This window comes from Thalassospira sp. MCCC 1A03138 (assembly GCF_002115785.1).
Taxonomy (GTDB): domain Bacteria; phylum Pseudomonadota; class Alphaproteobacteria; order Rhodospirillales; family Thalassospiraceae; genus Thalassospira.
In genome coordinates this window covers 315161-331072 of the sequence record NZ_JFJY01000005.1, presented here as the reverse complement: position 1 = coordinate 331072, position 15912 = coordinate 315161, and the positions used below count along the sequence as shown (strand labels likewise).

Here is a 15912-nt window from a genome sequence, read left to right as displayed (position 1 = left end):
CGTTACTCCGCTGCGATCAGGGAAAGGGATTTGAATTCGTGCGCATCCACGCCCTGGCTGGCGCGCTCGGCCCACGGATCGACCTGCGCCGTTTTCTGGCTTTCCATGAAACGTTCAAACAGGGCGGCGCGATTTTTGGCATCATCGACCACACGTTCTTGGACATGTTTCAGGCCGACACGTTCGATCCACGGGGCAGTACGTTCCAGATAGCGGGCTTCTTCGCGGTAAAGCTGGATGAAGGCACCGCAATATTCTTTTACTTCCTGATCGGTTGTGACCTTGCACAGAAGTTCGGTCGCGCGGACATGAATGCCCCCATTGCCACCCACATGCAGGTCCCAGCCGCCATCGGTTGCGACAACGCCGAAATCCTTGATCGTGGCTTCGGCGCAGTTACGCGGGCAACCTGATACGGCCATCTTGAATTTGTGGGGCATCCACGAACCCCAGGTCATTTTTTCAAGGTCGACGGCCATGCTCATGGACATCTGGGTGCCAAAGCGGCACCATTCCTGGCCGACACAGCTTTTGACCGTGCGAAGGGACTTGCCATAGGCATGACCCGAAACCATCCCGGCCGCATTCAGATCGGCCCAGACGGCAGGCAGGTCTTCCTTTTTGACACCCAGAAGGTCAATGCGCTGCCCGCCGGTGACCTTGACGGTCGGGATATCGAATTTGTCAGCGACATCGGCAATGGCGCGCAATTCGCGCGGGTTGGTCAGGCCACCCCACATGCGGGGCACCACCGAATAGGTGCCGTCTTTCTGAATGTTGGCGTGGACGCGTTCATTAATGAAGCGCGACGCACCATGATCGACATATTCCCCCGGCCATGCGGCCAGCAGGTAATAGTTCAGCGCCGGACGGCAGACATGACAGCCGTCCGATGATTTCCATTCCAGTTCCTGCATGACGGCAGGCATGGATTTCAGTTCCTTGGCCTTGATCAGGCGACGGACATTGTCATGGTCATGATCGGTACAGGTGCAGATCGGTTTGACCGCAGCCGCCTGATAATCACCGCCAAGGGTTGCCGCCAGAAGGTTTTCGACAAGGCCGCTGCATGAACCACAGGATGCGGATGCCTTGGTATGGCCTTTGACCTCGTCAAGCGTTGTCAGGCCCTTTTCGGTGATGGCGGAAACGATGGTTCCCTTGCAAATGCCGTTGCAGCCACAAATCTCTGCGTCGTCTGGCAGGGCGGCAACGGCATCAAGAGGGTTTCCGGCGGATCCCCCGGCGAAGGCCTGACCAAAGGCGAGGGTATCGCGAAGCTCGGTCACGTCCTGAGCATCTTTCATCAGCTGGAAATACCAGCCGCCATCGGATGTATCGCCATAAAGGACGGCACCCTTGATCCTGCCGTCTTCCAGAACGATGCGTTTGTAAACGCCGCGTCCGGCATCGCGGAAGACGATTTCTTCGGTTTCGCCGCCGCCGGAAAAATCACCGGCGGAAAAAACATCAACCCCGGTGACTTTCAGTTTGGTCGAGGTCACCGAACCGGCATAGCCATCGGTTGCGATTTCGGCCAGATGATCGGCACAGGATTTTGCCATTTCAAACAGCGGCGCAACAAGGCCGTAGCACTGGCCGCGATGCTGTACGCATTCGCCAACGGCAAAGATATCCGGATCACTGGTGGTCATGACATCGTCAACGACAATGCCGCGTTCGACGGTCAGTCCCGCGTCTGCGGCAAGGCGCCCGTTGGGGCGGATGCCAACAGCCATGACCACCAGATCAGCCGGGATCATGCGCCCGTCTTTAAGCCGGACGCCGGTTACGCAATCGGTTCCGACGATTTCGGCGGTGTCGGCCTCGGTAATGACATTGATGCCCCGACGGCCAAGTTCCTGCGCGAGAAGGTAACCGGCCGACGGATCAAGCTGGCGTTCCATCACATGGCCCGCCAGATGCAGGACCGTGACCGACATGCCACGCGCCTGCAGGCCGACGGCGGCCTCAAGACCCAGAAGGCCACCACCGATGACGACAGCAGGGCCGCCATTCGCCGCGGTTTTCAGCATGGTATCGACATCATCGACATCGCGGAAGGTGACAACGCCCGAAAGCTTGTGGCCGGGGACCGGGATCATGATCGGGTCGGACCCGGTGGCCAGCAGAAGCTGGTCATAGGCAGTTTCGGTGCCGCTTTTCGAAATGACGACCTTGCGGGTGCGGTCGATTTCAATCACCGGATCGCCGGAAAACAGATGGATGCGGTTTTCCTGATACCATTCGGCGGTGTTGATGACGATATCGTCGAATTCCTTTTCGCCCGACAGAAGCGGGGAGAGCATGATGCGGTTATAGTTCACGCGTGGCTCGGCCCCGAAAACGGTGATTTCATATTTGTCAGGGGCGCGACCGAGGATTTCCTCGACGGTGCGCATGCCGGCCATGCCGTTGCCGATGACGACAAGGCGGGGTTTCTTGGTAAGTGCTGCAGGGACGTGGTTCATTTGTCTCTGGCTCCTGATCGCGGGAAGCGAATTGGCAAAAAAAAACGCCCGGTGCGCACTGCCTGTCAAAAAGGCAATCTCGCAACGGACGTCGTTATCCGGGTGAACCCGCCATTGGATTCTATATAGGGGTTTGGCATTTCTGCCGTGGCAGCAGGCGACCTTGCCCGCGCTCTTGTCCCTTACTATACAAGTTGCGTGCCAGAACTGCAGATTGCGCCGAAAAACTTGCAAAATACTGATTTAAAATAATATTTTTGATGCCTGCAGGATAAGCAAAAATTGCACGAAACCTGTGATTGTTTAAAAAATAACCACACGTAAAATGATGAGATTAAAAAATGTGCAAATACACTGCTTTCAGACAGGGTGGGTTTTTCGTCTGTGCAATTGCGGTGGATAAATTGTATTGAATTTCAGGGAATTATTTGAAAATTTCCGCGTTGCGAAAAAATTGGCGCGCGGTTTGCACAACTTGTTTCGTGTGAGCCGCTTCGACGGAAGCAGGCCCAATGACGGGTGACTCACAGTTCTTCGTCCAATGGCGGGCGATCAGACGTTTGATTTTGGCGCGCAACGATGGCGCAGCCGCAGTCGAAACGAATGACGGGCCGCCAGCGGAATCCATCTGATGAAGCGTGCGGCCCTTGGGGAAATAACCGTCGGTCGCGACAACCGGGAAACCGGTTCGGAGTGACCCAAACGAAGGGCTTCATTGTTATGGAAATCAAAAACAAGGCTCCGCGGATCAATCTCTTCAGTCTCAAGACTGTCCAGATGCGGACTTTCCACCTGACCTGGCTTGCGTTCTTCCTGTGTTTCTTTGGCTGGTTCGGTATCGCACCGCTGATGCCGCTTGTGCGTGACGATCTTGGCCTGACCAAGGGTGAAATCGGCAATACCATCATCGCGTCTGTCGCGATTACCGTTCTTGTGCGCCTTCTGATCGGGCCGCTTTGCGATAAAATCGGCCCGCGCAAGACCTATACGGCGTTGCTGGTTCTGGGTTCCTTGCCGGTCATGCTGATCGGGCTTGCCGACAGCTATGAAACTTTCCTGCTGGCGCGTCTTGCCATCGGTTCGATCGGGGCATCGTTCGTGATCACGCAGTATCATACCTCGACCATGTTTGCGCCGAACGTTGTCGGTACCGCAAATGCGACTACGGCGGGCTGGGGTAACCTTGGCGGTGGTGTGACACAGATGGTCATGCCGCTGATCCTTGCCATGGTGCTTGGCTTTGGTGTTTCGGAAACCATGGGCTGGCGTCTGGCGATGGTCTTCCCGGGTGTGATCATGCTGGTGGTTGCGGCACTTTACTGGTTCTTCACCACCGATGCGCCGGATGGCAACTATGCCGACATGCGCAAAAGCGGTGCCCTGTCACCGGAAGATGATCATGCCGGTGCGACCAAGGGCATGCTGGCCGCGGCCAAGGATTACCGGGTCTGGGCGCTGTTTCTGGTTTACGGGGCGTGTTTCGGTGTCGAGCTTACGATCAACAACATCGCCGCGATCTATTTCTTTGACCGGTTCGAGCTTAGCCTCCAGACAGCCGGTCTGATTGCCGGTCTGTTTGGTTTGATGAACATCTTTGCCCGTACGCTGGGCGGGGTGTTTTCCGACAAGTTTGCCGCCAAGGGCGGGCTTTCGGGGCGGGTCAAGTTCCTGTTCCTGGCGCTGTTCATCGAAGGTGTTGCACTTGTTGCGTTTTCGATGATGGATGCGCTGGTTATCGCGGTTTCGATGATGGTGATCTTCTCGCTTTTCGTGCAGATGTCCGAAGGTGCGACATTCGGGATTGTTCCGTTTGTTAATCGCAAGGTGCTTGGCTCGGTTGCCGGTATTGTCGGTGCGGGCGGGAATGCCGGGGCGGTTGCCGCGGGCTTCCTGTTCAAATCCGAAGCACTGACCTATCAGCAGGGCCTGATGTATCTTGGCATTGCCGTGATTATCTGTTCCTTTGCAGCGCTTGCGGTTCGTTTCTCGGAAAAGACCGTGGCCGAGGAAAAGGAACGTTTCGAAAAAGCCATGCAGGAACGCGATGCGCTGCCATCCGGTGCGCAGGCGGTTCCGGCGGAATAACATACGATCTTTCCGGGATGCGGCATGTGCCGCATCCCGGTTCTCACCGGGCCATCAAGGTCCGGGCGAAAAAGAACAGACAGGAGAGAGACCTTGATCGTCAGGGATTTGGGTTGGTTTAAATGAAGCTTGAAGACTTCAGCATTCTGGTGATCGACGAAAACCCGGACCGTGCTGCCATTGTCGAGCGCGGCCTTGTCGAAAGTGGCTATACCCGCGTCAGCCGCATCGGCACGTCATACAATCTGGTCGAACGCATTCAGGCGTTGGCCCCCGACATCATCATCATTGATCTTGAAAACCCGGACCGTGATACGCTGGAACAGATGTTTCAGGTATCGCGTGTTATTGCGCGCCCGATTGCGATGTTTGTCGATCAAAGCGACAGCAACACGATCCGCGAGGCGGTTGAGGCCGGGGTCAGTGCCTATGTCGTTGATGGCTTGCGTCAGGATCGTATTCGGCCCATCGTCGAAATGGCCATTTCGCGTTTCAACGCGTTTGACCAGTTGCGCCGGGAACGGGACGAAGCCAAGGCCAAGCTTAATGATCGCAAGTTGATTGATCGGGCAAAAGGACTTCTGATGCAGGAAAAGGGGCTGAGCGAGGACGAGGCCTATAACCTGCTGCGCAAAAACGCCATGAAACAGAACCGCAAAATTTCTGAAATCGCGCAAAGCGTGATCACGGCCTTTCAGTTGGAGTTCTAACGCATGTCCCTTAAACAGGTTCGACTTGGCTTTGTGCCACTTGTGGATTGTGCCCTGCCTGTCGTGGCGCGTGCCAAGGGCTTTGCCGAGGAAGAAAATATCGACCTGACCCTGATCCGGGAAATGTCCTGGGCAGCCATTCGCGACAAGCTGTCTTATGGTGTTTATGACGCGGCGCATCTTCTGGCGGGTATTCCGCTGGCAGCGCGGCTTGGGCTTGGCGGGATGCCGTCGCAGCGCATTGCGGTGCCGATGGCGCTGGGGCGGGGCGGGAACGCGATTACGGTTTCAACCCGGCTTTATCAGCGGATGCTTGAAGCGGATCCGGCGGCGATGCACGGGCCGCGCGGGCTTTCGGCACGGGCACTTAAGAAAGTGATCGATGAAGACCGGGCTGCCGGTCGTCCGATCATGTCCTTTGCGACCGTGTTCCCGTATTCAAGCCATAATTACGAACTGCGTTACTGGATGGCGGCGGGCGGTATTGACCCCGATAAGGACGTCAATATTGGCGTGATTGCGCCACCACGGATGTTTGACAGTCTGCGCAATGGCTGGGTCGATGGCTATTGCGTGGGGGAGCCGTGGAACCAGCGGGCGGTGTTCCATGGGGACGGGGTGATTGTCGCGCTTAAGGAAGATATCTGGGCGCGCAGCCCGGAAAAGGTTCTTGGCGTGCGCGAAGACTGGGTGCAGTCCAATCCCGATACGGTGGATGCACTGGTGCGTGCGCTTGTCCGGTCGGCGGAATGGGCCGATCAGCCGGAAAATCGCACCGAACTGGCGCAATTGCTGTCTGGTGAAAGCCATGTCGGCGCATCGTTTGATATCCTGCGGGCATCGTTGCTTGGCCGACCGGTGCTTAAACCCGGGGACAATCCGATTGAGGCACCCGATCGCCATGTGTTTTATCGCTATACCGCAACGTTCCCTTGGCTGTCGCAGGGGGCGTGGGTCGGCACACAGATGCAGCGCTGGGGGCAGGTGGATGCCACCGTCGATTTCAATACGCTTATATCCGACATATACCGACCCGACCTTTATCGCCGTGCGGTCAAGGGGCTTGATGTTGCGCTTCCGCATGATGACTGGCGTGTTGAGGGCGTAAATGATGCCGCGGACCGGGCGTTTGTCGGCCCGGATGCGTTTCTGGATAACAGTATATTCGACATGCGCAGCTTTGCCGGTGTCGGGGAATAGCCCGGCACCGGCTGTCGGCTTTTGAATGCGAACCTATTGGGCCGTCGCACCGATCGGGATCAGGTGATAATATTGTCCTTCAAGGACAGCATTGTCGACTTCCTGCAAGCCGTTCTGCCGGATGACGGCCTGGACTTCCTTGACATATTCTTCCCCGCGTTCGGAATAGCGGATCAGGGCTTCGGCCAGTTCCATACCGGTTGACTGTCGATCCGCCGCGATGTCGCTTGCGCGCATGTCACGCACATCGGCATAGGCATTATGGGTGTTGAGGTTCAGCAGATAGGCGCGCACCGATCCGAACGGGGTTCGGAAGGATGCGATTTTATAATCGCCCAGATGTGTGCGTTGCTGTTCGGGGGTGATGCCCTCGCCATCATAGGTCCATTGCCCAAACAGGGCATTGCCAAGGGCGGCAAAGCGCGATGTGGCCCAGCCGCTTTCGATTGCCATCTGCGCCAGAACAAGTGACGGCGGCACCGGATTGATCCGTTCACGCAGTTCGGCGATGGTTGTGCTGTCACCCGGGGCGCCGTCGACCCTGTACTGGGTGGCAAGTTCCGTAATTACGGTATTGTCACCATCGGCAATGGCCTTTTCCAGTGCGACGCGCTGAAATTCGATTTCCTCGTTCGCGAGCAGGGCAAGCGGCCCCAATGTGCGGAAGAAAATCCGTTTTTTGGTGGCAACGGTGACCTGATCGCTGATTTCACTGCGCCATCTTTCGGGGATGGTTTGCAGGAACAGGCGCGGAACTTCGCGTTTGCCTTCCTGCCAGCTTTGCTGGGTGTAATCGAGGCTTTCGTAAAGCTCTTCAAGTTGTTCGTAACCGTCAAGCTCGATCCGATTGATCTGGTCCGGGTCGGGCATCGGCAAGGTAATATCGGCGCGTGCAATTTGTGCCGCGCCGACCAGAAAGATGCTTGTTATCAGGTATTTCATGCTTTTTTGCAGGCAAACGGAAAAGGACGGCATGGCATAACCTCCCGCTATGCGCGATCATGAATGCGCGCGTTGCTTGTGTTCCCTGCGTGTGATTATACCTTGCGGAAGCTTTGCAGACTATTGCGTTGTTTGCCGGTTTCATCAAAGTTGCCAGGGGCAAGCCATGCTTCGAACGCGGCCCTTACCGCTGGCCATTCAAGATCGGTAATCGAAAACCACGCGGTATCGCGGTTGCGGCCCTTATAGACCATGTGATTGCGGAAGGTACCTTCGTAGGTGAAGCCATACCGCAGGGCAGCGGCGCGTGACGGGGCGTTCTGATCGTCGCATTTCCATTCGTACCGGCGGTATCCAAGTTCGTCAAAGGCGCGTTTCATCATCAGATACATCGCCTCTGTGCCGCCGACGGTTTGCGACAGGGCCGGGGAATAGTTGATATTGCCGATTTCAATGCCGCCAAATTTGGTATCAATCCGCATGAAGGCGGCGACACCTACTGCGGTGCCGGATGCCTTGTCGATGATGGTGTGCAGCATCGGGTCGCTGGTGGCGGCCATGCTTTCAAGCCACGCCTGATAAGCGTCAAAATCGGTGAATGCGTCCGTGAAAAGATAGGTAAAGCGCGATCCGTCCATGGCTTCGCGGTTGGCGTCAAATAGCTGCCTGGCGTCGCGTTTTACATCAATCGGGCTGACAATGACATGATGGCCCGCCATGTCACTGCGTGGTGGCATCGGGCATTCTTTCCAGTTTTCAACCGGGCGGCCGACCGGCTGACCAAATTCGTTTTTATATTCGGATGGCATCTGATGACCTTTGTTGTGAGGCGAGGGGCATGCAGTCTGGGATATTATTGGTGCGTCATAAAGAGCCGTTTTGGCAAAATGAAGGGAGCCAATTTTGCGGGGCTTAAGGGATGACCGAAAAACTGGCCCGATTTGGCAAATGGAAGGGTGGTTTGACACCGGGTCATGAGGAGTCTTTGGGGCGTGTGACGAAAGTGTTGTGATGCGTTCGTCTTTGGGTTGTAAGGCGTGTTGGGTTGCCCGTGATATAAGGAGAAATGCTGCGTTGCGAAATTATGGTTTTGAAACAAACCTTTAATGCGTCCGCGCTATGCGGTGGATTATGCGGCGACAGGGCAGTCAAACCGAATTGAATTTAGTTAAATTCAATTCGTTGACAATTTGTCGAATAAATGATGAGGTTTGTATACAAAATAAAAAACCATGAATTCGGTATCAGGGTTGTTGGCAATCGTCGTTAAGAGGGACCGCGTTACAACTTTCCGTTACGCATCGTCATAAGGCCACGGCCCCCACCGTGCCGGACGAGAAACCCGATCTGGCGCCAATCACGTCTTGCAGCACTGACACCGGTTTGACCGGTGCGCGCCACCCGCGCATCCGCCTTACATTGCCGAGGATGTTTGCGTGACTGATTCTGTTTCTGTTCCGATCCTGTCCGTCGAAGATTTGTCCGTTGAGTTCGGCGACAGCCGGGTCATCGAAAATCTGAGTTTTGCCGTGAAACCCGGAAGGACATTGGCAATTGTCGGGGAGTCCGGATCGGGCAAGTCGGTGACATCGATGTCGATCATGCGTTTGGCCGATATGATGGGCGCATCCTATGCATCGGGGCGTATCCGGTTTACGTCAAAAGATCGCGATGAAGATCTGCTGGCACTGTCGCAAAAACAGATGCGCCGCATTCGCGGTAAAGACATCGCGATGATTTTTCAGGAGCCGATGACGTCGCTGAACCCGGTTTTCACCATCGGTGATCAGATTGCGGAATCCCTGATGCTGCATGAAGGCATGTCGAAGCCCGATGCGCTTGTTGAAAGCAAACGGTTGCTTGATATGGTGCGGCTGCCCGATGCGCAAGAACTTCTGGGGCGGTATCCCCATCAGCTTTCGGGCGGGATGCGCCAGCGCGTCATGATTGCCATGGCGCTTGCCTGCCGGCCCAAGGTCCTGATTGCGGATGAACCGACCACGGCCCTTGATGTAACCATTCAGGCGCAAATTTTGACCATCATCCGCGATCTGCAACAGGAACTTGGCATGGCGGTGATTTTCATCACCCATGACATGGGGGTTGTTGCCGAGATTGCCGATGATGTTGTCGTCATGTGGAAGGGCAAAAAGGTCGAAGAAGGTACGGTTGCCGATATTTTTGCCAATCCGGCCCATCCCTATACCCAAACCCTGTTGTCCGCGGTGCCCAAACTGGGCAGCATGACCGGCGAAGCATTCCCCAAACGGTTCCCGGTGACGATGATGGATGGCGATACGCCGCGTCTGGTCGGGACGGAGCATATCCAGAATACCGCACGTTACGACGAGGCCCCGTTATTGTCGGTGCGTGACCTGGTGACGCGCTTTGACATCAAAAAGGGCCTGTTTGGCGGGGTTTCCCACCGGGTTCACGCGGTCGAGAATGTCAGTTTTGATATTTATCGTGGCGAGACGCTTGCCCTTGTCGGGGAGTCCGGATCGGGCAAATCGACCATCGGCCGCACGATCCAGCAATTGCAGAAGGCAACGGCGGGCAATATCAGCTTCGAAGGCCGCGCATTTAGTGCAATGAGCAAAGGCGAACAGCAGCGCCTGCGTCAGGAAATCCAGTATATCTTTCAGGATCCGTTTGCGTCCCTTGATCCGCGCAAGAAAATCGGATTTTCGATTGCAGAGCCGATCCGCACGCACCGCCTGATTGACGGTGAAAAACAGATTGCCGCACGCGTTGACCAGTTGCTGGAACGGGTCGGCCTGACATCGGCCCATGCCAATCGTTACCCGCATGAATTTTCCGGCGGTCAGCGCCAGCGTATCTGCATCGCGCGCGCCTTGGCATCCAATCCCAAGCTGATCATTGCCGACGAGGCGCTTTCGGCGCTTGATGTGTCGATCCAGGCGCAGATCATCAATCTGTTCATGGAGCTTCAGGAAGAACACGGGCTTGCCTATCTGTTCATCAGCCATGACATGGCGGTGGTCGAAAAAATGAGCCACCGGGTCGCCGTGCTTTACCTTGGTCAGGTTGCCGAACTTGGATCGCGCCAGCAGGTTCTTGAAACGCCGACACATCCTTATACCCAGCGGCTTCTGAGTGCCGTGCCGGTCGCGGATCCCACAATCGTGCGCGACCGCATCCTGATGGATGGTGAAATTCCAAGCCCGATCCGCCGGGTCGGTGATGAACCGGCCATTCTTGCCCATCGTGAAATTGCGCCCGGTCACTTTGTGGCCGACGCACGTTAAGCGGCCCTTGGGTCGCAAGCCTTGTCTCCCCTCGCGCCAAGCCACCAACAACGGAGAAAAAATAACATGACGAAAAAACAGGGAATGCGCAGTGCGCTGATGGCTCTTGCCTTTGCGGGCGGCCTGATGGCAACTGCGCCGGCATATGCCGAAGGCACCTTGACCATCTCATCACCACAGGACCCCGGTAGCTGGGACCCGGTCGATACGTTTCTGGTCAACTGGTCGTCGGTTGCGACCAATATTTATGACGGTCTGACCTATCGCGGGCCGGATGCCAAACTGGTTCCGGGGCTTGCGTCATCATGGGAAGAATTTGATGGCGGCACGCGCATCCGTTTCCATCTGCGCGAAGGCGTGACTTTCCAGAATGGCGAAGCTTTCAATGCCGAAGCGGTCAAATTCACCTTTGATCGCCTGATGGGTGATGAAGGCAAAAAGGGACCGCAGCGGTCAAACTATGCTGCGATCAAATCGGTCGAAGTTATTGACGAAAACACCGTCGACATGCATCTGACCCAGCCGGATCCGGTGCTTCTGACCAAGCTTGCCGGTTATGGTGCGATGATTGTTCCGCCGAAATATATCGCGGAAAAAGGCGAAGATTATTTTAACGCCCATCCGATCGGCACCGGTCCGTTCAAAATGGTTTCCTATGAGCCGAAAGTTGGTCTGACGCTTGAAGCCTATGCCGATCATTGGGGCGGTGCGCCGAAACTTTCGACCATCAAGTATCGCTTCATCAGTGAACCGTCGACCGCGGTTGCGGAACTTCAGGCCGGGAACGTTGATCTTGTCATTCCGCCGACCATTCCGATTGGCATGATCCCGACCATTCAGGAAGACGAAAACATCGATATCGTCACCACCGTAAGCCCGACGGTTTATGCGCTTCGCTTTAACACCGGCAATGGCATCACGGCGGATGAAAAAGTCCGTAAGGCGATGATTTACGGTGTGGATCGTCAGGCGATCATTGACTCGATCCTTGGTGGTCAGGCATCGCCGATTGCAAGTTTCCAGGGTGAATTGTCGTTTGGCAATGACCCGTCGATGAAACCGTTGCCGTATGATCCGGCCAAGGCACAGGCGCTTCTGAAAGAAGCCGGTGTTGCACCGGGCACGAAAATCCAGATCGACATTCGCGGCAATGACGCAACCTTTAACGAAGTTGTCCAGGCCGTTGCCAGCTACCTTCAGGTGATTGGCCTGAATGCGACGATCAAGCCATATGAAACCAACGTTCTGCTTAATGACATCATTCCGGCGGGTAAAACCGGTGCGATGTTCCAGCAGTCGTGGGGTGGCTGGACGCTTGATTATGATAACACCGCTTATTCCATGTATCACACGGGCGAAAAGTGGAACCCGTATGACAGCGATCCGGAACTCGACAAGCTGCTGGAATCCCAGCGTGCGATTACCGATCGTGCCAAACGTGAAGAAATCCTGCAGTCGATCGCGCATTACACGGCCGATCGTGCGCTGGAAATGCCGCTTTATAACCTCAATGCGATCTTTGGGGTTTCCAAGCGCGTCAAGAATTTCACCCCGGTTCCCGACAGCCGTCTGCGCCTGACGGAAGTGACTGTCGACTGATGTGAAATGAAAGCCGCCCGGACAGATGCCGGGCGGCTTTCATGCCTATTTCTTTAAAGGACAAGTGTTTTGGCTGGTTTTCTGATCAAACGCCTTTTGCAGGCGATTTTCGTGGTCGTTGCGGTGACATTGATTGTCTCGTTTGCCATCCGCCTGACGGGTGACCCGGCGCTGATGTTAAGCCAGGGGGCCGGCAGCATCACCGAGGAAGACCTTGCACGTATTCGTGAATCCCTTGGTTTGAACCAGCCATTTTTTGTTCAGTATGCCGATTTCATGCTGGGGCTTTTCAGCCTTGATTTCGGTCGATCCTTCCTTGGTGGAACGCAGGTTTCCACCCTGATTGGCAATGCATTGCCCGCGACCCTGATGCTGGCGTTTGCATCGATGTTCGTATCCATCGTGATTTCGATCCCGCTGGGGATCAAGGCCGCCATTTCGCGGGGCAAATGGCCCGATCAGGTCATTCGCATCCTGTCGCTGGTTGGCCTGTCATTCCCGAATTTCTGGCTGGCGATCATGCTGGTGCTGTTGCTGTCGATTACTTTCCGGCTTCTGCCGCCAAGTGGCATGACGGGGATTGAAAACTTCATCATGCCGGCGATCACCATGGGGGTGATCCTGACCGCAACCAATGTGCGCCTTGTGCGGACCTCGATGCTGGAAACCCTTCAGTCGCAATACATTATGGTCGCACGCGCCAAGGGGCTTAGCGAGAAGGTCGTTCTTTATAAACACGCGCTTCGCAATTGTGCGATCCCGCTTGTGACCTATTTCGGTTTGCAGTTTGGCAATCTTCTGGGCGGGATTGTTGTCGTCGAACTGGTGTTTAACTGGCCGGGAATGGGCACGCTGGCTTTTGATGCCGTTGGTGCACGTGATTATCCGGTTCTGCAGGCCGTGATTACGGTTCTGTCGATCATGATTGTCGGGGTGAACCTGCTTGTCGACATTGCCTATGGCCTGATTGATCCACGTATCCGGACGGAGTAACCCCATGGCGACCACTGCAACCAAGGCGCGGTTTGCGCGCTTTAAAAATCTTGAATTCGTTCTGGGTGCTGTTCTGACCGGTGGCATCTGTTTTCTGGTCGTGTTTTCCGATCTGCTGTTTCCCGGTGGGGCGGACAAGATTGATCTTTCGGCCCGCCTGATTGCGCCGTTTACCAATGCCGATCATATCTTTGGCACCGATCCGCTGGGGCGTGATGTTCTGGCGCGTGTGGTTTCGGGGGGTAAAATATCGCTTCAGGTGGGCTTGCTGTCTGTTGCCGGGGCGGTTGTCATTGGTGTGATCATGGGCCTGATATCGGGATATTATCGCGGTTTCTGGGACATGATCGTGATGCGCTTTGCCGATGTGCAGCTTGCATTGCCGTTCATTTTGCTGGCGATTACCTTTATCGCGATTATCGGCGGTGGACTGACCAACATGATCATTCTGCTGATCATTGCGCAATGGGTGCAATATGCCCGTCTGGTGCGGGGATCGGTTCTATCATTGCGGGACCGGGAATTCATCCAGTCGGCCAAGGCGATTGGCGTGCGCGATATTCATATCCTGTTCCGTCACCTTCTGCCGAACCTGATCGGGCCGGTGATTGTTCTGATGACGCTTAATGTTGCGACCAACATTTTGCTTGAAAGCAGCCTGACCTTCCTTGGACTGGGTGTCGATCCCCTGATTCCGAGCTGGGGCGGGATGCTAGCGGATGGGCGGACCTATTTGCAGAATGCCTGGTGGGTATCGGTTTTCCCCGGGCTTGCCATTCTTCTGACCGTGCTTGGCCTGAACCTTCTGGGCGACTGGCTGCGCGATAGCCTTGACCCCACAGGCAGGACGTCCAAATGACACAGATTTTCGCCACCACCTTTGCGCCGACCCTCCCAAACCTGATCGATGAAATCGTCAAGGCTGCCCGCCCCGGGCAGTTTATCGAGGCATGGCTGTTTAACGATGCCCAAACCCGTGCCGCGGCCGAGGCAAAGTTGGCCCAGAAGGGGATCAAGGCCCGCATTCGCAGTGCCTATAAGCCGCTTTTGCATTTCTTCCTTGAAGATATTGATCTGGCAAAGTCGGGCATTGCCGATATCACGGTGCGTTATCCGCGCCATGAAAATGCAGCGGATAATCGTTTCCTGCTTGAAACCTATCCCTTGGCGGCCCTGGTTGCGCCAGCCTTGATCACGTTCGAGGCATCGGATCGTTGTGATTGTACCTATGATGTGATCCTGCGTGGGGCAAATGGGGTTGAAACCCGTCATGAAGTCTTTGCGCCAAACCGCGTGCATCAGGATGTGGTTGATGAAACCCACCTGTCGCCGACCGGGTGGGTGCGGATCTCCGATGCCGATGGTCAGATTGTCCGCGATGAACGGATTGAAACCGAATATGAGGCGCTTTTTGCCCGGAGCATGTCGGCCATTGCCGATCATGACTGGGGCGATCAGGAACCCTATTTCGAAGAACTGAACATTTCGGTCGAGCTGCCCGGGCATGATCAGAAGATCGCCCATGGTCACGAGGTTCTGAGCCTGCATGAAGCCCTGCACGAGGATTTCTATTTCTCGCTGCTGGAATATTTTCAGGTCAAATCAGGTCGTCCGCTGGGCGATCGCGGATTGCAGCCGGGGCAGATTGTCCCGGAAATCCGTCAGGTGTCCGGTGCTGGTGATGGGGATGGCGAGACCCGGGTCACGGTTGAATTGCGCCCCCTGTCAAAGGACGAGACAGCGGGTGAGATGCAACAGATTGATCGCGCGACCCGCCCGTTGACGGTTGCGCAAATCCGCGCCGAGCTTGACGGGATTGAGGGTGAAGAATTTCATGCGAGGTCGCGGTCCGGGCGTGTTTTGAATGCGCGCTATCACAAGGGTACGGATTTGCCGGTCATGATCAGTGGCGGGCAGCATCCCAACGAGATTTCCGGTGTTGCGGGCGCGCTTCGCGGGGCGTTGGAGCTGGCAAAACGCGATGGGGCGCATTTCACGATTTCACCGCTGGAAAATCCGGATGGTTATGCCCTTCATCAGCGTCTGATTGTTGATAACCCGTTCCATATGCATCACGCGGCGCGCTATACAGCGCTTGGCGATGACATGGAATATCGCAGCGGTGATGGTCTTTATGAAAAGGAAATCCGGGTTCGGGCGCGTGCCATCAGCGAGGCAAGCCTGCATGTCAATCTGCATGGCTATCCCTGTCATGAATGGACCCGGCCGCTTTCGGGATATGTTCCGCGCGGGTTTGGCATGTGGACCCTGCCAAAGGGGTTCTTCCTGATCATGCGCCATCATGATGAATGGTCGGAACGGGCGGAAAACTTTATCGATCAGGTCACCCGAAAACTTGCCGCCATTCCGGGGCTTCTGGCGTTCAACGCGGCACAGATTGATCTTTATCGCATTCATGCCGGTGAAACCGGTTTTCGTATCATCAATGGTTTCCCATGCATGATTTCGGTTGATGATCGACATGACGTGCCATTGACCCTGATTTCTGAATATCCCGATGAAACGATCTATGGCGATGCCTTCATCGCGGCCCATACCGCGCAGATGGCAACGGTTGTTGCCGCCTATGATGCATGGCAGAACCTGGATAAAGATTGATCAATCATGTCGGTCTTTTGCAAA

The 15912-nt window shown here is 55.6% G+C and carries 11 protein-coding genes; 8 read left to right on the top strand and 3 right to left on the bottom strand.

Annotated elements, in window-relative coordinates; translation table 11 throughout:
• Positions 1–2 precede the first annotated feature (2 nt).
• Entirely contained in the window at positions 3–2471 is a 2469-nt protein-coding gene (gene nirB / locus TH468_RS12930; RefSeq protein WP_085644700.1) for a nitrite reductase large subunit NirB, read from the bottom strand.
• 693 nt (positions 2472–3164) lie between these two features.
• On the opposite strand from nirB, the gene TH468_RS12920 reads away from it, so the two are divergent.
• From TH468_RS12920 to TH468_RS12910, 3 genes are all read left to right on the top strand, one after another.
• Positions 3165–4556 (top strand): MFS transporter, encoded by a 1392-nt coding sequence (locus tag TH468_RS12920; RefSeq protein WP_246832322.1) that lies wholly within the window; start codon positions 3165–3167, stop codon positions 4554–4556.
• A 122-nt stretch (positions 4557–4678) separates the two neighbouring features.
• A complete protein-coding gene (locus TH468_RS12915; RefSeq protein ID WP_007091383.1) occupies positions 4679–5266 on the top strand; it encodes an ANTAR domain-containing response regulator in 588 nt (195 codons plus the stop codon).
• Between the two features lie 3 nt (positions 5267–5269).
• On the top strand, positions 5270–6466 hold the full coding sequence (locus tag TH468_RS12910) for a CmpA/NrtA family ABC transporter substrate-binding protein (RefSeq protein WP_085644696.1): 1197 nt from the start codon (positions 5270–5272) through the stop codon (positions 6464–6466).
• 33 nt (positions 6467–6499) lie between these two features.
• Here the strand turns inward: TH468_RS12910 and TH468_RS12905 are convergent, their stop codons facing one another.
• Positions 6500–7441 carry a glucosaminidase domain-containing protein gene (locus tag TH468_RS12905; RefSeq protein WP_085644694.1) on the bottom strand — a complete coding sequence of 314 codons (942 nt, stop codon included), beginning with the start codon at positions 7439–7441 and terminating at the stop codon, positions 6500–6502.
• 62 nt (positions 7442–7503) lie between these two features.
• Positions 7504–8217 (bottom strand): GNAT family N-acetyltransferase, encoded by a 714-nt coding sequence (locus TH468_RS12900; RefSeq protein WP_085644692.1) that lies wholly within the window; start codon positions 8215–8217, stop codon positions 7504–7506.
• Between the two features lie 627 nt (positions 8218–8844).
• Between TH468_RS12900 and TH468_RS12895 the strand changes: the two genes are divergently transcribed.
• The 5 genes from TH468_RS12895 (at position 8845) to TH468_RS12875 (ending at position 15888) form a co-directional block, all read left to right on the top strand.
• Positions 8845–10677, top strand: a complete 1833-nt coding sequence (locus TH468_RS12895) for a dipeptide ABC transporter ATP-binding protein (RefSeq protein ID WP_085644690.1) — start codon at positions 8845–8847, stop codon at positions 10675–10677.
• Positions 10678–10743: 66 nt separating this feature from the next.
• The gene (locus tag TH468_RS12890; protein WP_062951974.1) at positions 10744–12276 is read left to right on the top strand and encodes an ABC transporter substrate-binding protein; all 1533 of its coding nucleotides are present in this window, start codon (positions 10744–10746) and stop codon (positions 12274–12276) included.
• 69 nt (positions 12277–12345) lie between these two features.
• The gene (locus TH468_RS12885) at positions 12346–13269 is read left to right on the top strand and encodes an ABC transporter permease (protein ID WP_062951975.1); all 924 of its coding nucleotides are present in this window, start codon (positions 12346–12348) and stop codon (positions 13267–13269) included.
• A 4-nt stretch (positions 13270–13273) separates the two neighbouring features.
• Positions 13274–14128 (top strand): ABC transporter permease, encoded by an 855-nt coding sequence (locus tag TH468_RS12880; RefSeq protein WP_007091389.1) that lies wholly within the window; start codon positions 13274–13276, stop codon positions 14126–14128.
• Positions 14125–15888 (top strand): M14 family metallopeptidase, encoded by a 1764-nt coding sequence (locus TH468_RS12875; protein ID WP_085644688.1) that lies wholly within the window; start codon positions 14125–14127, stop codon positions 15886–15888. The genes TH468_RS12880 and TH468_RS12875 overlap by 4 nt, the downstream gene beginning before the upstream one ends.
• Positions 15889–15912: the final 24 nt, after the last annotated feature.